This is a genomic window from Asaia siamensis (assembly GCF_014635085.1).
Taxonomy (GTDB): Bacteria; Pseudomonadota; Alphaproteobacteria; order Acetobacterales; family Acetobacteraceae; genus Asaia; species Asaia siamensis.
On record NZ_BMCH01000004.1, the window covers coordinates 211334 to 234103 of the forward strand.

Annotated in this window: 9 protein-coding genes and 1 pseudogene; 9 read left to right on the forward strand and 1 reads right to left on the reverse strand. The window is 57.6% G+C overall.

Annotation, left to right across the window (positions count from 1 at the left end; genetic code table 11):
- The first annotated feature begins 25 nt into the window (after window positions 1–25).
- The 9 genes and pseudogenes from IEV53_RS09005 (at window position 26) to IEV53_RS09045 (ending at window position 22626) form a co-directional block, all read left to right on the forward strand.
- The gene (locus IEV53_RS09005) at window positions 26–2908 is read left to right on the forward strand and encodes a TonB-dependent receptor plug domain-containing protein (protein ID WP_188426452.1); all 2883 of its coding nucleotides are present in this window, start codon (window positions 26–28) and stop codon (window positions 2906–2908) included.
- A gap of 363 nt (window positions 2909–3271) precedes the next feature.
- Window positions 3272–4750: a S41 family peptidase gene (locus IEV53_RS09010; protein ID WP_229719789.1), complete on the forward strand. Its 1479-nt coding sequence runs from the start codon at window positions 3272–3274 to the stop codon at window positions 4748–4750.
- A gap of 439 nt (window positions 4751–5189) precedes the next feature.
- A complete protein-coding gene (locus IEV53_RS09015) occupies window positions 5190–5804 on the forward strand; it encodes an invasion associated locus B family protein (RefSeq protein WP_188426454.1) in 615 nt (204 codons plus the stop codon).
- Window positions 5805–5844: 40 nt separating this feature from the next.
- Entirely contained in the window at window positions 5845–7605 is a 1761-nt protein-coding gene (locus IEV53_RS09020) for a ShlB/FhaC/HecB family hemolysin secretion/activation protein (RefSeq protein ID WP_188426455.1), read from the forward strand.
- 14 nt (window positions 7606–7619) lie between these two features.
- A complete protein-coding gene (locus IEV53_RS09025; RefSeq protein WP_188426456.1) occupies window positions 7620–20660 on the forward strand; it encodes a two-partner secretion domain-containing protein in 13041 nt (4346 codons plus the stop codon).
- Window position 20661: 1 nt separating this feature from the next.
- Window positions 20662–21057, forward strand: a complete 396-nt coding sequence (locus tag IEV53_RS09030) for a hypothetical protein (RefSeq protein ID WP_188426457.1) — start codon at window positions 20662–20664, stop codon at window positions 21055–21057.
- 35 nt (window positions 21058–21092) lie between these two features.
- Window positions 21093–21760 (forward strand): annotated as a pseudogene (locus IEV53_RS09035) (IS6 family transposase); the annotation flags it as partial.
- A gap of 168 nt (window positions 21761–21928) precedes the next feature.
- Window positions 21929–22282, forward strand: coding sequence for an immunity protein Imm33 domain-containing protein (locus IEV53_RS09040; RefSeq protein ID WP_188426458.1), 354 nt, complete (start codon window positions 21929–21931; stop codon window positions 22280–22282).
- A 92-nt stretch (window positions 22283–22374) separates the two neighbouring features.
- Entirely contained in the window at window positions 22375–22626 is a 252-nt protein-coding gene (locus tag IEV53_RS09045; protein ID WP_188426459.1) for a hypothetical protein, read from the forward strand.
- Here IEV53_RS09045 and IEV53_RS14775 read toward each other — a convergent pair.
- A partial coding sequence (locus IEV53_RS14775; protein ID WP_229719790.1) for a hypothetical protein occupies window positions 22581–22770 on the reverse strand: 190 nt, incomplete at its 5' end. The two genes, IEV53_RS09045 and IEV53_RS14775, sit on opposite strands and share 46 nt — an antisense overlap.

Here is a 22770-nt window from a genome sequence, read left to right on the forward strand (position 1 = left end):
TGGCCAGAGAAGGACATGAAGTTCCATGAGACAGTCCCATCGCCTCATGCTCTGCGTCGGAGCGTCATTCCTTGCAATGACGGCATCCGCACAGGCAGCAGGACTCACGCAGGATAGCAAAAGCAGGAAAGCCATGTCTGCCAGCGTCGCCCGGACCAAGGCGGGTACGATGTCAAAGCGAAGCGTGTTGTCGAACGCAGCGTCTGACGGTGGCAGGATCGAGACGGTCACGGTGACCGGTTCGGCGCTGAGCCAGAACAAGGACCAGAACGCCAACCCGGTTCAGATCATCACGGCTCGTGAAATTCAGAAGACATCGGCCGTCACGATCGGTGATTATTTGCAGCGCCTGCCGTCCATCGGTACCGGTGGAGCAAGCGGCACCTCGACCAATACCCAGTCTAATGGTGGTCTGGGTATGTCCTGTGCCGATCTGCGCAATCTTGGTCCTAACCGCGTTCTGGTTCTGGTGGATGGTAAGCGTCAGGTCCAGACAATGGGGCAGGGCTCCTCATGCGTTGATCTGAACGCCTTGCCGGTGGATCAGATCGCTTCGGTCGAGATTCTCAAGGATGGTGGCTCCGAGCTTTATGGTGCCGATGCGGTATCGGGTGTCATTAATATCAAGCTCAAGCACGACCTCACCACAGGCGGGATCACGGTACGCGGCGGCATCACCGACGTGGGCGATGGCGCGACAGGTAAGATTTCCGGCTACAAGGGTTTCAATTTTAACCACGGTCGCGGCAATATCTCCGTTTTTGGCCAGTATCTGACCACCAGCGGCGTCATGCAGCGTAACCGCGACTGGTCGGCTCTGCCGTGGAACGCGAATGTCGCTCCAGGGGCGACCATCCCTTATGGCAGTTCCATTACCGCAAACACGCGCGTGTTTGTCGGCGATAACAGCTATGTTTCGAATGGTTCCGGCACGGCAGCCGGCTATCACAGTTTCACGAACGCCGACCGCTACAATTTCGCGTCGGCGCAGAACCTGTCGAACAGCCTGCAATCGTCCAATTTGAGCGGTGACGCCCATTACGACGTCAATGATCATCTCCAGCTCTACGCGAATGTGCGTTACTCGCACAAAACCGCTAATAATTTTCTGGCCGGATGGCCCACCACGGGAGCGTCCTACCCGTCGACTCTGGAGTCCTCAATCATCCTGCCCAGCGGCAGCCCCTATAATTACTGGGGTCAGGATGTCTCGCTCTATCGCCGTTTCACGGATCTCGGGTCCCGGCGCTATGAGGAGGCGGTAGACACGACTCAGGTTATGGGCGGGGCCAAGGGACGTATCGTTGCCAACTGGTTCTATGATGCGTCTATGACCTACGGCACCTCTCAGGCCATGCTGAACGCAGAGAACTCGCTGAATTATGCGCATTATCTGCAGGCACTCGGCTCACGTCAGGTCGATCCCACGAATGCGGCCAGTGCGGTCGTCTATGACCCGTCGATCTGTGTTGCCTCTACCGGGTGCTCGCTGATCAATCCCGGGACATCCCTGACGACCGCCCAGGCGGCCTATCTGCGCCACACGCAGATCGACCATGCCTATTACCAGATGCGTGATTTCAATCTGCGTGTGCACAATAACGACGTGGTCAAGCTGCCCTATCAGCATGGCGGCGCCGTCGGTATCGCGCTTGGCATGGAGCATCGTAGCGAGCAGGGTAGTTATTCTCCCGATCCTTTGGCGGCAAATGGCGATCTGGGTGGTGGCTCCACTTATACCGGTGGCGGATATAATGCGACCGAAGCCTATCTTGAGGGTAAAATTCCGCTGCTGCAGGACGCGTTTCTGGCCAAGGATCTGACTATTGATGGTCAGGGGCGCTGGTCGCATTACAATACGTTCGGCGACGCCTATAACTGGAAGGTCGGAATCAACTGGGCACCGGTACGCGATATCCGCTTCCGTGCAACACTCGGCACATCTTTCCGCGCCCCGACCATCACTGAACTCTATGGAGGCCATGCGATCGGTTATTATTCGGGCAATGATCCCTGCGCACAGGCCAGCAGCTATGGGGCACTTTCGCCCATGGTCGTGGCGAATTGTGCCAAGCAAGGGGTCAACACGGCTACCTTCGTCAACGCCAACTCAGGACAGCTCCCTCAGCTTTCAGGCGGCAATGCCGCGCTTAAGCCCGAGGAGGGGCGTACCTATACGGTCGGGACGGTCATCACGCCGCGCTGGATTCCCAATCTACAGGCCTCCGTCGAGTATTGGCATTACACGCTCAAAAACATGATCGGCACCTTGCCCGGTCAGTATATCGCCGATGAATGCTACACCGGTGCCAACCCGTCTTATTGCAGCTATATCTCTGCACGAAACGCCTCCGGACAGATTACGCAGATCAACGATACCTATCAGAACCTAGGCGGACTGAGGACGAGCGGTATCGATTTTGACCTGAGCTACACACTGCGTGTCACGCGATATGACAGTCTCACGGTGAGCAACAACTTCCAGCAGTTGGTCAGCTATCTGCAGCAAAACACGCCCGGCGGTTCATGGTACAACTATGCGGGCAGGCTTTTTTATCAGGCAGGTGGCGGTCAGCCGCGCGTGCGCGATTACGCGACGGTAACATGGCGCCATAACAACATCTCCCTGACCTACATGATGAATTATATAGGAGGAATGCACTTCAACGATGGCTCGACCGATCTTTCCTGCAAGTCGTTCGTTTATTGCAAGGTTCCGGGCATCTTTTCGCACGACGTGACCGTCGATTATCGCACAGGGCGGTGGAATTTCGAGGGTGGCGTCCAGAACATCCTGGACAAGAAACCGCCCTTCGTGCCTGATGGTGCAACCAATACAGCCCTTTCGATGTACCCTCAGCAGATTATCGGTCGATATGTTTTTCTTCAGGCGGGCGTCAGCTTCTGAAGGTTATAATATCTCTCTGTGATGTGCATTGGCTCTAATGTACATCACAAAGAGGAAAAAAGATCGGAGTTTTCACCACGTGAAGGCTGTCCTAAAATTCTTCGAAGGTAGCCAAAGGCTTTTGAGGAAGACGCGGTGATCTTACATCCATTTATCACAGTGCTGTGCAGGTTCGTTGCGTTGGGGCAGAGTTGCCGGACAGGGGTTTTCCGTTCTTTTTGACCAACGGCCCTTCCGCGCTAGCTGCGAGCTTTCCGAGTATCGTCGCCACCTCTAACGCTCAGCCTGCACGATCCGTCTTTGCCCGGACATAAACGTCGAGCTATCACATAGGCATTCGGTGCTGCCCTGATGGAGCTCTCTATGCGCCTGCTTCTACCGATTGCCTTAAGTCTGCTGCCCTCAACTTCATCTGCAGCCGCCTCGTTTGATCGCAAAGCGTGGCAACAGGATTATTCACAGCTCAAAACCGAGTTGGTGAACCGTTACGCTAATCTCGCATGGAAAGCCTCCGACGCCGGCGGGGTCGACTTACCGGCGCTTGATCGCAAGACCGCGGTTGCAGTGGCGTCGGCGAACGATGACACCCAGGCAGCCGACGCCATTCGCGCTTTTATTGCGGGCTTTCATGATGGACATCTTTCCGAGTTGCCGTACCTAGCTGTAGCGACGACACCTCCGATCGAGCCCAGCCAGCCTGCGCTTGATCCGGCGGCGCCGATCGAAGGTTGCGCAGCGCTGGGATACGCCTCGACCGGATCAGTCGCTTTTTCTTTGCCATTGGAGGGGCTACCTGGCTTCAAGTTGATATTGGACGGGCTTGGCTCGACGTTCCGGGCCGGCACCATCACGCGATCGGGCGTGATGCTTGGTATCATCCGCATCCAGAACTTCCGTGCCCGCGCCTTTCCTGCCGCCTGTTTGCATGCGTGGGCGGACCTGCGGCAGGCTGGCAGGGCAATCACTCGCGATTCAATGCACGGCGCGGCGGAGCTACGCTGGTTTCAGGATATGGCGGCTGAGATCAGAACGCTGCGTCACACCGGTGCCACGGCCCTTGTCGTTGATATTGGCAATGACAGCGGAGGCGACGATAGCGGAGACTGGACGCCCCGTCTCTTTACTGACAGGCCGGTACGATCCGCACGGCTTCTAATGGCAGATGCATCCGATGCAGGTCGCTACTTTGCTGACGAGATAAGAGATATTGACGAAGCGCTCGCCGTCACTCAATCGCATGACGCCAAGGCTGCGCTCTTAGACGCACGATCCTTTTTCTCCCAGCGGGCCGCGGCGATCGGTGAGAATCGTTGCGACCTGTCATGGGTATGGCGCGAACAACGCGTCTGGTCGCCGACGCATTGCAATCGGCTACTCTTTGCGGGCTATGCTGGAGGCTATTCCGCTGGCCTGGCCCAAAATGCCCTGGGCGACAGCAAAGCTGCAGCCGCTCTTTCTTCTGCATCCACAGTTCAGTCATACTTTGGCAGCTGGACTGGGCCGATTTATGTCCTTGCTGACCAGCGCTCCTACTCGTCGGCTGAAATGTTTGCAGCCGTTATGCAAGACAACCGGATCGCGAAGCTTGTTGGCAATCGCACAGGTGGAGATGGGTGCGGCTTCATGACGAAGAGCGACCCCATCATCCTTCGACACTCGCATCTTCGTATCCGAGTGCCGAATTGTATGAGATTACGCGCGAGGGGTACAAACGAGGAAGCTGGCATTGTGCCCGACATTCCCGTGCTGCCAACCGAAGGCGAAAGCGAGCGGGCACGGGCCGAACGCGCTTTGCAAGCCATCGCAAACGACCTGACTGGTGATTCTCGAAAGCGCCACTAGGCGCAAATATTAGCGAGAATTAGCTCACATGCCTGTCGAGCCCGACTGGAAAACTTATGGCAGCCAGCCAACCGCTACTTACCGGTTAGCAATTACGCTAGTCTGTCCTGCATGCCGCTCCCTCGGTCGCTTTCCAGATATTCCATCGCGATTTTCTGCGCATTGCATCTACTTCCGATAATGGAAGGAAATGGAAGTGTTCATTTTCAGTCTTAATCCGATTGAGCGTTATGCCGGGCAATCGCCGACGGCCTTCCTGATTTTTACTCGAGCTCCAGTCATGCGAGTCTACCGTTAAAGAGTTAATTAATGTCGATTAATATTCAATAATATCGTCAATTATCAATTATGTTTGATATCTAAGGGAGTTTTAATACTGTTTTTATAATGGAAAAGGCGTAATGCGCCGGGCAACAGGAATGTTGCAGGTGTATCTACAATGAAACGCAGTATTGCGCGTCTTTCTCTCCTTTCCGTGATTGCTGGTGCATTCATGGCGGCTCCGGGATTTGCCGCCGCTGAACAAGCGCCACTTCCGACTACCCCGACAGCATCTCCCGCAACTGTCTCCGGGTCGGTGGGGGACTGGACCTATCGTTGCATCTATCCCGCCGGTTCACTGAATGGTGCGCCGAATATTTGTACGGTTGAGCAACGACTCTCCAAGCAAGAAGCCGACAAGAAAGACGTTCCGATCGGTGGAGTGATTCTGGCAAAGGCGACGCCGGATACGGTCAAGATGCCTATAGCAAGCCGTCCATGGCGTCTGACGCTCATGACACCTCTTGGGCTATCGCTGGTCAAACCGGCTCATCTGGTTGCAGACGCCAATGCTCCCCTCACCCTTGCCTGGCAAAGCTGCATTCCGACCGGCTGTTTGTCGGTTCTGGAACTGACGGAGCAGCAGTCCCGCGCCCTTAGGCATGGCAAGCAGGGGCATATGCAAATCAACAAGCTCCTAGACGGCGTGCTGACGATCAATTTTGCGCTCGACGGCCTTGATGGTGCCTTGGCAGCCGCCGAGCAGTTGATGGCTCGCCCTGCTTCACACTGACGTCATCTTCAAGCGCATCTCTTAAACCGGGCCTGTTTCAATGTCTGCGTCACGCGTTATCTGCCTTGCCCTGACAGGTGGATTCTCCCTTTTTTACTACGCTACAGCACACGCCCAGGCTCAGATGCGGGCTGATCCGCCTGCATTGATGCCAGCAGGCCCAGGGTCGTCACAGGATCAGTTCCAGCGTTTCAGGCAGCGTCAGCAGCAGCTGGATATGCTGCCTCCACCAGACAGCGACACCCAATTTCATAATCCGTCCCCGATAAAAGGCGGGGGAAGCTGCGTCAGGGTCTGGTCTCTTTCGATCGAGAATGCGCCGCATCTGAGCGAACCCGCCAGGAACGGGGTGATCCAGCGCTACGGGGGACGCTGTCTCGGTGTCAGTGACTTCAATCACGCGCTCGACGATATTAACCGTGCCTATGTGCAGCAGGGTAATGTCACGTCCCGTGCCTATCTGCCCGAGCAGTCCCTGCAGTCCGGCAGACTGCGCATCGTGGTGATAGAAGGTACGCTCTCTTCGATCCAGTTCGCCGGCATCTCCGCGCGGCATCATGAACTCATGGGGTTCCCTGGGCTGCGCGACCATCTCCTGAACTTGCGCGATCTTGAGCAGGGTCTGGACCAGATGAACCGTATGCCTAACTGGTCGGCAAAAATGCAGATCGTTCCAGGTGACAAGCCAGGAAGCTCCTCGGTTGTCATCCAGGAGCAAAATCCTGGCATCCTGCATGGGCAAGTCTGGGCAGATAATAATGGACAATACCAGACCGGCCATGAGACGGGCCATGCACTTCTGACGGCTCAGGATGCGCTGGGCCTGCTGGATATGTGGTCAGTCGAATATGACCACTCTCTGGTCGGATCGGCAGGTCACCGGGGCACGCAGTATTTTTCAGCCGATGGTTCGATCCCCTACGGCAAATGGTCGGTCTTTAGCGGGTTCTGGATGTCTGATGATGTCTATCACCTCCAGACATTGGGTGAGGATTATCGTCTCGGCGGGCGTCGCCGTGATTTCCGTTTCGGCGTCTCACGCGTTGTCGCGCGCAACAGTGTCGGGGTAACGACCCTGCAAGCGCTTTACGAACTTAAATCATTCAACTCCACTCTCAACCATGTCCGGCTGAATACGCAAAGTGCACGCCAGGCCTCGGTCGTGACCCAGGCCAGTGAGTCTCTTAAGGCACTCGGCGGGCTTTGGTATATGACGCTCGGTGTTCGTTTCGGCACAGACGGCGCAGGCACAAGGTCAAGTTTCGCGCATCCGATAGAGAGCGAGCCGCACACAAGATACGTCAAGCCTGCACTGGATATTGATGGCTACGAGCCTCTTCCATTCGGGTTGTCCTGGCACGTCTCCTTTCATGGTGAACTCAGTTCACGCAATCAATTCGCGACGGAGCAGCTGCAGCTCGGCGGCCCCTACACGGTACGCGGCTTCCTGAGCCAGATGCTGGTGGGGAACAAGGGGCTCTATGTCCGCGACGATATCTCCTATCGCCTGGCCCCGCTCGATCTTCACGAACGCTGTGGCGTGTACCGGGGCCTCTGTCGCCTGTTTGTCGACGGCACAGAGTTCTACGGGATCATTGATAGCGGGTTCGTGAAGCTCGGATACCGAGCGGACAATCTGCCGCCAGCACTGCGGGGGGGCTCCATTGCCGGTGCCGGCTTCGGGCTGCGCAAGGTCAGCGGCCCGGTGTTCTGGGGTGCTTCTGCAACCCATGCCATTGCTCATGGCCCTCTCCCTGACGAGGGCTGGATTGCTGCATTCCAGACAGGAGTGCGCTTCTGATGAATGACACTCTCATGAAGAAAAACCTTCGCAAACTCCTGGCGGTTTTTCTTTCCGCAGATATGGCCCTGTTTCCCGCCATAGCGAGTGCCCAACAGGCCGCGCCGTCAATCGTGATTGATAATCACACGATGCCGAGCGCCCCTGCGCCCAATCTGGACCGAGCCGCCAATGGCGTGCAGCAGCTTAACATCGCCACGCCCAACGGCGCAGGTCTGTCGCATAACATGTTCACGGAATATGGGGTCGAGCAGAAGGGGCTTATCCTCAACAACGCGACAAAGGCGGCCCAGACCCAGTTGGGTGGGTATGTTTATGGCAATGCCAATCTGAATGGGACTAGTGCAAAGGTCATCCTCAATGAGGTGACAGGCCCCCATGCCAGTCAGATGCTGGGGACAACGGAAGTCGCCGGGCAAAGTGCCAATGTCGTTATTGCCAACCCCAATGGCATCACGTGTAACGGATGCGGCTTCGTCAATACGAGCCGGGTTACGCTCGCTTCAGGTCATTCCGAGATCGACACAACTGGAAAGCTGGCTGCGCTTAAGGTGCAGGATGGTTATGTTGCATTTGAAGGGCAGGGGGGTAATTTTACCGCGGTCCCGGTTCTCGACATCCTCAGCCGTCGCGTCACGTTCAGTGCCCAGGTCAATGCCCAGAACGCGCGTCTTGTCGTTGGGCAGAACCGTATCGATTACGAAACTGGTCAGGTTCATCCGCTCGACAAGGATGGAAGCCCGGCACCGGCTTTTGCGATAGACAGTACCGCGTTGGGCGGGCTCTATGCCGGGCAGATCTCCATGCTCGTCAGTGAGGCAGGTGCGGGTGTTCGTGTCAACGGCACAATGGCTGCCAATGCCGGTGACATGACTCTTACAACGGATGGGCAACTCGTCCTGAATGGTAAGATGAGCGCATCCGGCCGGGTCGAAATGGCGGCTGGAGAGACGCAGCAGGCAGGATCGATCCAGTCGGGCGCCTCAACGCAACTGACATCGACCGGGGCCATCACCCAGTCAGGTCAGATCGACTCACAGCAGGGGATCGTGCTCTCGGCTACAACTGTGCGCAATACGGGCTCCCTGAAAGCGGCTGGGGGTGCCGGCATTCGTATCGCGGCACGTAACGACGTTCGCAACAGCGGTACGCTCGCAGCGAGCGGCGGCGCTCTCTCTGCATCCGCGCAGTCTATCGGTAATGAGACCGGCGGCGTTCTGGCTGCACAGGGACAACTCGACCTGCAAAGCGCAGGAGATATCGCCAATAGTGGACAGATTGCGTCACAGGGCAGTTCGGTCGCACTCCGGGCAAACGGCAAATTTTCACAGAGCGGGGGTGAACTTGCGGCCCAGGGCGGGGCTCTTTCGATCACCGCCAACGCGATCGCTAACGACGAAACAAGTCGTATAGCCTCGCATGACGCCATGCACTTTACGGCGACGCAATTTGGTAATGCCGGGAGCATTATCGCAGGGCAGGATCTGTCTTTTGAAAACAGTCCATCCCTAGCCAATTCGGGCAATATTCAGGCTTACAGTTTGTCGGGAGCGGCTCTTCAGTCTCTGAGCAATTCTGGCACGATCCAGGCTGTATCCGGCGCCATGTCTTTCTCAGTGCAGACAGCGTTGCGTAACAGCGGCACGCTTTATGGCGCCACGGGTGCGACGATCAGGGCTGGTGGTGCGCTTGATAATAGTGATGGCCAGATTGGTTCGGGGAATGGTGCGGTCTCTGTCACGGCAGGTTCTGTTGCCAATAACCGGGGCAGGATCATCGCCTCTTCTGGTGCGCTCGGTCTGACCGTATCGGGCGATATCGACAATAGTGACGGCACGCTTTCAGCCAGGGGCGGCGTCTTGTCTGTGTCGGCACAGGCGCTGACCAATAACGGTTCGGGTGTCATTTATGCGTCCGGGCCTCTGACAGCGACACTGGCACAATATAACGCCGTACAGGGGGCGTCTGTAGCATCAGATGCCACGCTCGACCTCACCGCTTCGGGTACTGTTCAGAATGACGGCCAGATCCTGTCCGCGCAAGGTATGAGGCTTAGCGCGCAGGGCGGACTGGGTAACGGTGCGAATGGCCAGATCGTTGCGACGACTGACGGCCTGTCGATCACGGCACAGGGCGCAGGTCTGACCAATAACGGTCAGCTCGGTACGCTGAACGCTGGTGCCGTTTCTCTGAATGGCGCGAGCTATGCCGGGTCTGGCCTCGTGCAGTCTGCGGACAGTTTGACGCTGCGTATGGACGGACTGGCTTCGGTCGGTGGGTCGCTGCTGGCAGGCAAGGGGGATTTGTCACTGACGGCGGGAGCGCTGTCATCAACCGGGCAGATCGGTGCGCAAAACGGCTTGCTGAGCGTGTCCGTTCAGGATGCCCTGCGCAACAGCGGCACACTTTATGGCGCGACGGGTGCGGCGATCGGTGCGGGTGGCGCGCTCGATAACAGTGACGGCCAGATCGGTGCGGGGAATGGTGCGGTCTCTGTCACGGCAGGCTCTGTCGCCAATAACCGGGGCAGGATCATCGCCTCTTCTGGTGCGCTCGGTGTGACCGTATCGGGCGATATCGACAATAGTGACGGCACGCTTTCGGCCAAGGGCGGCGCCTTGTCTGTTTTGGGGCAGGCGCTGAAGAATAACGGGTCGGGTGTCATTTATGCGTCCGGGCCTCTGACAGCGACACTGGCACAATATAACGCCACACAGGGGGCGTCTCTTGCGTCAGATACGACACTGGATCTCTCCACCTCGGGTAGTGTTCAGAATGACGGGCTGGTGCAATCTGCAAGCGCCATGTCGGTCAAGGCTGAGGGTGGTCTCGACAACGGGTCTGAGGGGCGGATCATCGCTTCAGACGGTAATCTTGACATATCTGCTCAGGGATCAGGCCTTAATAATGATGGCAAGATAGGTACGGTCAACACAGGCACTGTGCAGGTTCGCGCAGCAGAAATGACCGGCGCTGGCCTGATTCAATCTGCCGATGGGCTGGATATCGCGGCGGTCGGCAATGTTGCGATGACAGGCTCGCTTTTGGCTGGGCGTGGCGATTTGACCCTGTCATTTGATGATTTCTCGTCTTCCGGGGAGATCGGTGCGCAGGCAGGAGCACTCAGACTTTCGTCGCGCAATACCCTGCGTAACAGCGGCACGCTTTATGGCGCGACGGGTACGACGATTAAGGCGGGTAGCGCGCTCGATAACAGTGATGGCCAGATTGGTTCGGGGAATGGTGCGGTCTCTGTCACGGCAGGTTCTGTTGCCAATAACCGGGGCAGGATCATCGCCTCTTCTGGTGCGCTCGGTCTGACCGTATCGGGCGATATCGACAATAGTGACGGCACGCTTTCAGCCAAGGGCGGCGTCTTGTCTGTCTCGGCACAGGCGCTGACGAATAACGGGGCGGGTGTCATTTATGCGTCCGGGCCTCTGACAGCGACACTGGCACAATATAACGCCGCCCAAGGTGCGTCTCTGGCATCAGATGCCACTCTGGATCTTACGGCCTCGGGCGGCGTGCAGAATGACGGCCAGATCCTGTCGGCGCAGGGCATGACGCTCAGCGCCCAGGGTGGTCTGGTCAATGATGCCCACGGGCAGATGGTTGCAACAACAGGCGGTCTGTCAATCACAGCACAAGGCGCAGGTCTTACCAATAACGGCCAGCTGGGCACGCTGAATGCTGGTGCCGTTTCTCTGAATGGCGCGCGCTATGCCGGGTCTGGCCTTGTGCAGTCTGCGGACAGCTTGACCTTGCGCATGGATGGATTGGCTTCGGTCGGTGGGTCACTGCTGGCGGGCAAGGGCGATCTGTCACTGACGGCGGGAGCGCTGTCATCAACCGGGCAGATCGGTGCGCAAAACGGCTTGCTGAGCGTGTCCGTTCAGGATGCCCTGCGCAACAGCGGCACGCTCTATGGCGCGACGGGTACGACGATCAGGGCGGGTGGCGCACTCGATAATAGTGATGGCCAGATCGGCAATGGCAACGGATCCATCATGATCACCTCTGCCACACTGCTCAATCACCAAGGCAAAATCATCTCTCCGAAGGGCAGCGTGTCTCTGATTTCGGGAGATGTCGATAACCGGGCTGGCACCATACAGGGGCAGGACAAGGTTACGGGCACCGTCAGTGCGCTCGATAATCGCAACGGCGGAGCTGTGCTCTCCTTGGGATCGGATCTGATCCTGCAAAACGGGGAAAACCCGTTATCCTCCATACTCAACCAGGGAGGGACCATCGGTGCGACCGGCGTACTCTCAATCGCCACAAAGCATTATGAGTCTGACGCAGGCAGCTCCCTTCTCGGGAACGCCGGTATGGCGCTCTCGGTCTCAGGCGATCTCGATAATCAGGGCATCATCTCCAGCGGTACCGATCTTGCCCTGACCGTTGACAGGCTGATCAACGGTGCGGGAGGCCTGATTGCTGCGAAAAATGGCGATCTGACGCTCACGACTAATGCGCATAGCGCAGATGCGCTTTCCAATAGCGGTATCATACAGAGCTCGGCAGCCGGAAAAACACTCACGATTGTTACGGCGGGGCTGACGAATACCGGGAATATCCTCGGTAATGGAGACGTCACTGTCTCGGTCAGCGATGCCGTGATTAACACCGGCAAGCTTAGTGCCCTCGGCGGCAGTCTCACCCTCAATGCGTCGTCGCTGCAAAACGGCGGTACTATGGCAGCGTCGGATCTGCTGTCGCTGCAGCTTTCCAGTTCAGTGCTCAATGAGGGCACCTTCTATGGAGCGCAGGGCGTTACGTTGGCCGCCGGCACTTTGGCAAATCGTGGTGAGGGCCAGATTGGGGCCGATACAGGCACGGTTTCGATTGATACCGGTAGTCTGACGAATGTGGGTGGAACCATTCTCTCGACCCGCAGAGACCTGCAGATAAAGACGGACACGCTTCTTAATGAGGGTGGCATCCTGCAGGGCCAGACGGGCCAGACCATTGAGACTGCCAATTTGACCAATCGGGCAGGCGGGCAGATCCTGACCCGTGACGGCGCACTCGATATTGCAGGCAGACAGGGCATGCCGAGTACGGCAGTTGTGAACGATGCCTCGACCCTGCAAGCGACTTCAACGCTGTCGCTCAAGGCGAATTCTCTGACAAACAGCAATGGCACGATCCTGACCACCGCAGGCGGGATGGATCTTGCGCTTTCTGGTGATGGTGCGCTCGATAACACGGGCGGGATCATCCAGAGCGCCGGAAATCTGCGCCTTGGTGCGGGCGCCTATACTGGTTCCATCGCCTCGATGCTGACTTCCAGCGGCGATATGGGCCTGCTTTTGAGTGGCGATGTCGTCAATGCGGGTCATATCGATGCCGGGGGTAATCTCGCCCTTGCAGCCCATAGTATTACCAACCTCGTCGGTCAAAGCGCTGACTCGCCTGCGGTCATTTCGGCAAAAGGCCAGACTCTCGCACTGACGGCCCAGGCCATTGCCAATGCGGGCGCCGTCCAGGCCTCTGGCGATCTGAGCACCCTGACGCTTGAGGCATCGGACCTCCAGAATAGCGGCACGATTGCCGCGCAACGCGACATTGGCGCTTCGATCACAGGCAGTCTGGGCAATACGGGCACATTCGTCTCGCGTCAGGGTGCGCTGATACTCGCTGCGCAGGACGCTACAAATTCAGGTTTCCTCGGAAGCGTTGCCCAGACCCGGCTTACCGTTCAGAACGGCGCGACAAATAGCGGGGTGATTTACGCTGACGCAGGCGTCGTGGCGCGCATGGCTGGTCAGTTTGACAACACTGACGGGCAGATAGGTACGGCAAACGGTGATATCACGCTTGACGCTGCGCGTATCATCAACGGGTCGGGACGGATCATTGCACAGGGTGGCCTGCTTACGCTGACCGGTACGGCCATAGCCAATAAAAGCGGTGTCCTTCAGGCGGACGGCTCTGTGGCGCTGGCTGCGCCACAATTTGACAATACGCTGGGGCTTGTCCTCTCAAAATCGGCTTCTGTGTCTATCGGGGTGGCCAATGCGATCGACAGTGTGACCAATACCCAGGGGATTATCCAGGGTAACGGGCCTGTCAGTATCGGCTTTACCGACCTTGCCAATGACAATGGTCAGATACTGGCTCAGGCGGGCGATCTGGTTCTTCGTGGGTCAGGCAACGGCAGCGTGACCAATACGAATGGCGCGATCCAGGCGACAGGAGCGGTCACGCTCGATGCGGGCTCCTATCAAGGCGGTGAAAACAGTCAGGTCACCAGTGGTCAGTCCATGGGGCTGATGGTGACCAACGGGTTCATCAACGCAGGAAAGATCGCCTCGGTGGGCGACCTGACAGTGCAGGCTGGCAGCGTCTCGAATGACCAGCACGGCATCATGGCCAGCACGCAGGGTAATCTTGCCCTCACAAGCGGTGCTGCCCTGATCAATCGAGGCGTGATCCAGACTGAAGCAACCCAGGGGTTGCTGTCTATTCAGTCTGGCTCACTGGAGAATGCGGCTCAGGCCGGGATTGTTGCCAATGGCAATGCAACACTTGTTTTGCAGGGTGCGCTCGATAATGCAGGCGAAATCACCGCCCGTGGAAACCAGCTGACGCTGAACGCCACGCAGCTGACCAACAGCAATCTCATGCTTTCGGGCGGCGCACTCTCACTGTCACTGCCCGGAGACCTGACGAATAACGGCCTGATTTATGGTCTGGCCGATGTGACGCTGAATACGGCCAACACTGATAATCGCGGCGGGCAGATTGGCTCCGGTCAGGGGCTGGTGTCACTCACGGCCTCGTCCCTGCGCAATGATCAGGGCGGGCGCATCATTGGCACAGACGGGTCGGTGCGCATTGCGACGGGATCTATCGCCAATGACAATGGCCTGTTGCAGGCGGGGCGCGACATTACGCTTCAGACCGGTCGTCTATCGAATGATGCGGGCCAGGTTCTTGCTGTCGGTGGCGCGCTGTCCATCGCCAGAGATGGGGCAGGCCATGCGCTTGACGACCTGATCAATAACGGGGGGCGCCTGCAGGCCGGGTCGGACCTTGCTGTTGCTGCGCAGCAGATTGAGAGCTCCCAGGGCACGATCCTGACGCAAGGAGGCGACCTGTCCCTCACTGCCGGGCAGGGCGCACGTATGCGCCAGCTCGATCTCACCGGGGGTACGCTTCAGGCCGGACGGGATCTGACGCTCTATACCAGCGCGCTCACGGGAACCAGCGCGGTCCAGACCACGCGTAACCTCGATTTCTCCACGGCGCAGGATGTCGGGAGCTTTTTGTTCTCTGCCGGAGGCGACGCGCGCCTCACCCTGGATTCCGGCTGGCACATCAATGCCGGGGCTGGCGTCATTGCGGGTGGCGGGATCACCGCCATGGCGCCTGATATTGCCAATAACGGCGCTCTTATCGCAGGCGCTGCCCTGTCTCTCTCGACACCCGGCAGTCTGACAAATACAGGGCTGATCAGCGGTACGCAGGGCGTGCAGATCGCGCTGGATGGCAATCTGACCAACCGTCAGGGCGCTATCCTTTCCGATGCAGGCGATCTGACGATTGGAGGCAGGTCGGGCCAGTTTGCCGGGGATATCACGAACAGTTCTGGCCAGATTCTGACAGGCAGCGCTCAGGGTGATGTCGTCATCAGCGCGCGGTCCCTGACCAATGATATCATTGGCGGTGTCACCTATCAGCAGGGTCAGGTTGTTTATAGCCAAACCTACGATCAGGCTTTGGCAAACCCGCCGACACCTTCGAATCTCGGCAATACGGGGCAGTATTACTGGGGTCAGAAGATCCTGGCCATCCAGACTCCTGACGGTTTGCTGACGCCGGATGGTAAACCGGGATCGGGCTACGTGCTCGCTGCGCTTTATGGCGGCACTGCCGCCTCGAAGGTTGTCGTAACCGGCGTCGGGTCTCTGGCCACAGCCTCGAACGCACCCTCCGTCATTTCAGCAGGGCATGATCTGAACGTTACGACCAGTGGCGCCATTACCAATGATGCCAGCCATCTGGCTGCTGGCAACAACATGTCGCTTAAGGGCGGCTCGCTGAACAATGTCGGGTACGACACGAGCGTTACCTATACGCTGACCTGCTATAACGGAAATTCCTGCCGTTGGTACATGCCCCCCGGTGAGGCGGCCAATCCTTGGTTTCCCGGTGGCTGGCAGGTTGGATCGGGTGGTGGCTGGCCTTGGCCAAGCCAGATCTGGGGCAGCAGCCGCTCAAACGGGTTGTCTGGCACGATTGTGGCCGCCAACAGCCTGATCGGCGATTTTGCAGGGCAGATCAACAACAGCACGATTATCCAGCATGCGACCGCCGCACAGCTTGCCGCCGCCTCGCAATACCAAGGCGGCACGCCGGGTGGTGTGACAGCGCCTGGCCTGAACGGTCAGGCAGTAGGCGGCGGTTCCCTGACGCTGCCCGGTGCCGATCGCCCGACAGGGAATATCGATACGGGCGTTTCCGGTGGCGCCGGGGCGCAGGGAGGCATATCGGGCACTGGGCTAGATGGCGGGTTCTTGACTGGCTCCGGGCAACAGGCGACAGCCCAGTCAGGGCATGACGGGCTTGGCGCGTTCGATACGGGTGCTCTCGCCGGCGGTGGTAACACCGATCTTGCGCACAACGGTGGTGGATCGCTGACTGCGCCAGGTCAGGGCAATGGACTGGCGGGCGGACGACCCGAAACAGGGGGCAGCATCACACCCGAAGGGCTCCAGCCGGGCCAGGGCGGCAACGGGCTTTCCGGCGGTCGTCCGCCATCCGGTGGGTCAGCGCCCTCTCTTGCCGGTGGAGGTGTGCTTCCACAGGAAGGCGTCCAGACGGCAGCGGATGCAGCGCAGCATTTGCGTCTCCCGGGTTTTCTGAACAGCTCTGATCCGTCGGTAATGCAGGTGATTACCTCCATTCCGGCAGGCAGCGCGCTCTATGTGCCCAACCCGTCGCCCCAGGCGCATTATCTGGTCGAGACGAACCCGGCCTATACGAGCCTGACAGCGTTTCACGGCTCGCAATATCTTGTGGATCGTCTGGGCAAGACACCGTCGGATTATACGTTTCTGGGTGATTCCTATTTCGACCAGCAATATGTGCAGCAGCAGATTGTTTCGGCGACGGGCCAGACCTTCCTGGGCGGCACGTTTGTCAACGCATCTTCCCAGATGCAGGCACTGGTCACGAACGGAGCAGATCAGGCGCAGCGCCTTGGTCTGACTTTTGGTCAGGCGCTGAGCGATGAGCAAAAAGCGTCCCTGACGCAGAATATCGTCTGGTATGTGCCGGTGCAGGTGAATGGTGCGACGGTGCTGGCGCCGAAGCTCTATCTGGCCCCAGGCAATGTAGCGCTGAGCGGTGGCACGATTGCGGCGAAAGACGTGTCGCTTGCGGGATCGAGCGTCACGAATAGCGGGACGATCTCGGGCAGCAACAGCCTGAGCATTCTGGCGCGCAATGGCGACATCACCAATACGGGCACGCTGGCAGGCGGCTCGGTGAGCCTGGTGGCGCAGAACGGCTCGATCATCAACAGCGCGACGCTGAACGATTATCTGGTCAATGGCGGCAATCAGGGCCAGCTGGGCTCGGTCGGCACGATCACGGCGAGTGGTGCGGCGTCACTCTCGGCCAGCAATGACATCACCTTCAATGGCGGTCGCCTGAGTTCGGGTGGCGACCTGTCGATGCTGGCGGGCAACAGCCTGACGCTTGGGGCCGCGACGGTGCGTCAGGCCACGGCGGTGAAGGGCGCCAATGTCAGCAGCGCGTTCAGCCAGACGCAGAATTACACGAGCTCCATCAGAGCGGGTGGCAATGCGGTTCTGGCGGCCCTTGGGGGCGATCTGAAATCGGCGGGTGCGACGATCGACAGCACAGGCAATATGGTGCTGTCTGCGGCCAAATCGCTCGATCTTGGGTCTGTCACGGACAGCAGCAGCCATGACATCTCTGGCAGCAAGTCGGGCTTCCTGACGCATAGCAGCTTCACCGACAAGGGCAGTCTGTCGGTCGAGCGCGGCTCGAACGTGACGTCCGGTGGCACGCTGACGGGTCTGTCGGGCGGGGATATGAGCCTCAAGGGTCTGATAGGCGCGCAGGGCGATGTCTCGCTTTCTGCGGGGGGCAATCTGACGCTGGAGGCCACGAAGACGCAGAGCGAGGCGAGTGCGTCGCATCACGTGGCGGGTATATCGCTGAGCAGCCAGGGCGCGCAGGGGACGCTGGGCTATGGCATGCGCGACGACAAATCATCGTCCTCGAGCACGGTCTGGACTCCGTCGGTTCTGGCCTCGCTGGGCGGCAGCGTTGCGCTCAATGCGGGCAAGGCACTCACGATAGACGGCTCGGCATTGTCGGCGGCGAACGATCTGACGCTCTCGGGCTCGTCCGTCTCGTTGCTGGCCAAGGAGAACAGCCAGACACAGAGCACGGCGCATAAGGAGAAATCCATCGGCGCCAGCATCGGGCTCTCACCGGGCTCTATGATTGGGCAGGCGGTCAATGGCGCGCTTGCGGCATCGAAGCAGGAAAACGGTGTGCTCGGGGTGCTTGGCGGCCTTCAGACGGCGGTGGGTGAGGCAGGAGCCTATCCGAGTGGCGCATGGAAAGACGATATCATCGGCGTGCAGGCGAGTGTGGGTTTCTCGACCAGCAAGACGGCCTCGAGTCAGAGCCAGACGACGTTGCAGGGCTCGTCTGCCAGCGCGGGTGGCACGCTTGCCATGGTGGCGCGTGGTGACAATGCTGCGGATGCGCAGAACGGTGCGATCAGTGTCACGGCGGGTCAGCTATCGGGCAAGGATGTGGTTCTTGCTGCCAGCAAGGACATCATGCTGCAATCAGGCGTTGAAAAAGGCGAGACGGAAGGGTCAAGCAGTTCCTTTGGCGTCTCGGTCGGGGTGAAGGCGAGTATTGGTGCAGGGCCTAAAGGGGCTCGTGCCGGCGTGAGTGTTACGGGTTCTGTTGGTGGTTCGACACAGCATAGCCAGTCTGACAGCACGACGCATGTTGTGACGACGGTGACTGGCACGAATAGTGTCACACTGACCACGCCCGGCACGACGACGCTTGATGGTGCGGTGGTCTCTGGCGGTCATATCGGTGTGCAGACGGGTAATCTGGTCATCAAGAGCCCGCAAGATACGGCGCATTACGAAAGCCATTCGACATCGGGTGGTGCGAGTATTTCCGTCCCCGTTACGGGCGTCGGTCAGACGGGTGGTGGCGCGAGCATGGCCCACACGTCGATCACGGACGAATACCGTTCGACCGGAAAGGACCAATCGGGTCTTTATGCGGGTAAAGATGGTCTTGATGTCGAGGTGTCCGGCAACACGCATCTGACCGGCGGCGTAATCAGCAGCACGGCTGAGGCGGAGCGCAACCATTTCAGCACCGGCAGTCTGACGGCGGAGAGCCTGGAGAACATCTCGCGCTGGAGCGGCACGAGCGTCTCGGCGGGTGGCGGGTATTCGAAAGACGAGGCGCCGGAAGATGTGCTCAAGACCAGCACGTTTGCGGTAGGTCACGAGGACCACAGCGAGAGCAGCATCACGCAATCGGTCATCACGGGCACTATCGATGTGCAGAGCGGCAGCACGACGGGGCATTACAGCACCGATCTCGCTGGCGCGAACGGGCATCTGGACAATGATTTCAACGCGAAGAAGCTGAACACGACGCTCCAGATCCAGACCGCCGCACAGACACTCGCAGAAAGCGCCGTAGAGGTTGGCAAGCAGGTATATGATAAATTCCAGGCGGATCGGGGTGCCTCTGGAGGTAGTGGCCGCAATATCAGCGGTAACAATGCAACTCAGGGTGTGGGATCGCACAACTTTAGTGACGGCCAAGCTCAACCAACGGACGGATCTGGTCGGGCGAATGTGGCCACCGGAGATCTGGCTGCTTCTTCTGGGGGCTTACCACTGGGGGACGCTCAGGCGTCAGATAGCAATTCGGGTCATGGGGCTCTTCTGGAGAGGCCCTCAGAGGAAATTACAGTCAGGCCGCCTAAAAAATTCTGGAGCGACGCCCAGCTGACTACGCAGTTGGAAGGATATGAGAACTGGGAGGTGAGGGGTGGAAGAAACAAGCCTTACTCGGGAGGGATGGGAAGCTCAGCCGAAGCACAGGCTCTCTGGAATGCGAGCGAAAACCGCCTCAGTCAGATCAGCAATCTTCCCGATGGTTGGGGTCTTATCGGCTCTTTGCCTCTGGCTGGCATGCAGGCCATGGATGGAAAGGGCATGGCAGCCCTCGGCACTCTGGCACTTGCTGGTCCAAACTTGGTCGGGCTGGGCTCGCAATTTCGCGTTGTCGCGCTTGGCGCAGGTGGATTGCGTGCAGGCGCAGTGTCTGGGGAAATAGGCTCCGGCGTTCTGGCACTTGTCCAGGGAGGCCGCGGCGTTGTTACCGTTGGGGATATCGCAAAAGCGCTGAAATCGCCACTCGCCTTGGAAGAGGCAAAAAACGCATTCAATACCGCTCTGAAAGCCTACCAGTCACACCAGAATGTGAGCGCCACTACGGGAGAGCAGCAATCTTCGGATCATACCGGTAAAAACGATGCGCAGGCTCAGCCAAACAAACAAGCAGCGTCAGCAGAGAAAGTGGGCGCTGATTCATTGCCCCCTAATAATGACGATCCCGACGATGAGGAGAAAAAAGACAATTTTTCCACCGATCCTAATCAACAGGAGTCACAACCCTCGCCTGGTGGCTTACGCAAAACGCTCGGCGAAGTGCGGGAGCAGCAAGTGGCAGATATCGTAGGTGGGCGGGTAAGTCGTGATGAAATCCAGCACGGGTCGATGGGAAAGACGGATATCGATGTGATCGCAGGAAATGGTGATCTTGTCGCAGTAGGAGGCCCGGCGAAGGCGAAAAATTTAGGTCGTCTCGGCGAAGTATTGAGGACATATGCAGCAGAGGCTAGTAAAAGAGGGGTGCAAGCATGGGCATATTTTGAGGAATCTACACCAGAAAGTGTTTTAAGTCTGGCACGAAGAATTCTGGGGGATCATGTAAAGACTTTCAAGGACAAATAAAATGCAAATGATGGCCAATGTAATTATCAACTGCAATAGAGTATATACGCTAATATACTTAGTAAATATAATGCGTGACGCAAAATTCTATTTATCTAATAAAGAAAAAGAAATATTTGGTTTTAAGAAAGAGTTTAAAGTAAGATACTCGTCAGAAGGAGAAATTTTTCATGATTTCGAAAACTGTGATTTAGATACAGTCGTATTTTGGAACAGCAGCAATGAAGCTTTATTCGCGTGGTGGGACCTTGAGGGGGAAGTTATGAAGATAACGCTTTCTTTCGATGGATGGTCGGAGGAAAAATCTATTATTATAATACAAGATATAATTTCTTCTCTTCTACAAAGAAATTTTCATAGAGGGGACGGTGTTTTCTTTTCTCTTGAAGCAGGGTGATGAGAACGTCATCTGTGAGCTACAAACGGCACCATTTTCCGTGTGAACTGATAGCGCATGCGGTATGGCTATATTTCCGCTTCCCTTAGAGCTTTCGTCTTATGGAGGAAATGCTGCTCGAGCGGGGTATAGTCGTCTCATACGAGACGATCCGTCGGTGGAGCCTGAAGTTTGGCGCGGCCTTTGCCCGCTCCCTGCGTCGCAAGGCTGCAAGACCGGATGATCTCTGGCACCTGGACGAGGTGCGGATCGCGATCCGTGGCAAGCCCCATTGGCTGTAGCGGGCTGTCGACCATGAGGGCATTATTCTCGATGAGATCCTGCAGACCCGCCGGAACATCAAAGCAGCCAGACGTCTGTTGACCTGGCTTTTGAAACGGCAGGGGGTACGCCCCTGTTACATGATAACTGACATGCTGAAATCCTATGGAGCAGCAAGACGCAGACTTGGTCTCGCGATCCGGCATTTCTCGCTTAAGGGCTGAACAGCCGGGCGCAGAACAGTCATCTTCCCTTGCGAAAACACGATCGCATCATGCAGAAGTTCCGTTCACCGGGCGGGTGTCAGCGCTTCGTTTCTGTCTTTTCAGCCATCCGAAATCTCTTCGTCCCATCCGCCTCCATCACCACTGCCCTTTCCCGGCACATCCATTGTATCCGGGCCTTCGCTCAGTGGGGCAGCGCGACCGCCCTCAGCCCCTGAAGATCTCTTTCTCGGGCGTCGCCTACATCACATCAGTTAACGTGACAGCACCTATTGAAAAGCAGACTCAGATTGATACGGTTCAACCTCACTGTCCTACCTGTTCGAGGATCCAAGGTGGACATTTGAGCGTCTTTTCACGCCAGATGAAAGAAAATTAGGGTTAAAATGACGCTAGATATGATACAGCGGAATATATGTAAAAAATACAATTCCGGTTTCTTCCCGATATTGGAAAATGACAAGATGGGAGTAAGTAAAAATATTAGAGAAGGGGCTAGGCCCTTAAATGGACTACGGATAAAACCTGACGGAGATACTTCAGGATGGTATGTTTGGGGTGGAGTGGAAATGTTGGATGATGATGATTTTTTTCTTCCTCTGCATTATTCCCATATTCCGTCATGGGAAAAGCTAATCATTCCATACCTCGCCTTGGCTCCTGGATGGAGATTTTTAATAACGGAAACTTACGAAGATGTATGGTTCGATTCCGATACATTTCAAAGTGTTTTACGCTAAACGCGATAGTTTCATGGGGTAAAGTAGATAGTTTCTCTGTATGCACTGCACTTGAACAGAAGGCGTCTCTGACGCAGAACATTGTCTGTTATGTGCCGCTACAGGTGAATGGTGCGACGGTACTGGCGCCGAAGCTCTATCTAGCACCGGGCAATGTGGCACTGAGCGGCGGCACGATTGCGGCGAAAGACGTGTCGCTTGCGGGCTCGAGCGTCACGAACATCGGGACGATTTCGGGCAGCAACAGCCTGAGTATTCTGGCGCGCAATGGCGACATCATCAATACGGGCACACTGGGCTATGGCATGCGCGACGACAAATCATCGTCCTCGAGCACGGTCTGAACTCCGTCGGTTCTGGCTTCGCTGGGCGGCAGCGTTGCGCTCAATGCGGGCAAGGCACTCACGATAGACGGCTCGGCATTGTCGGCGGCGAACGATCTGACGCTCTCGGGCTCGTCCGTCTCGTTGCTGGCCAAGGAGAACAGC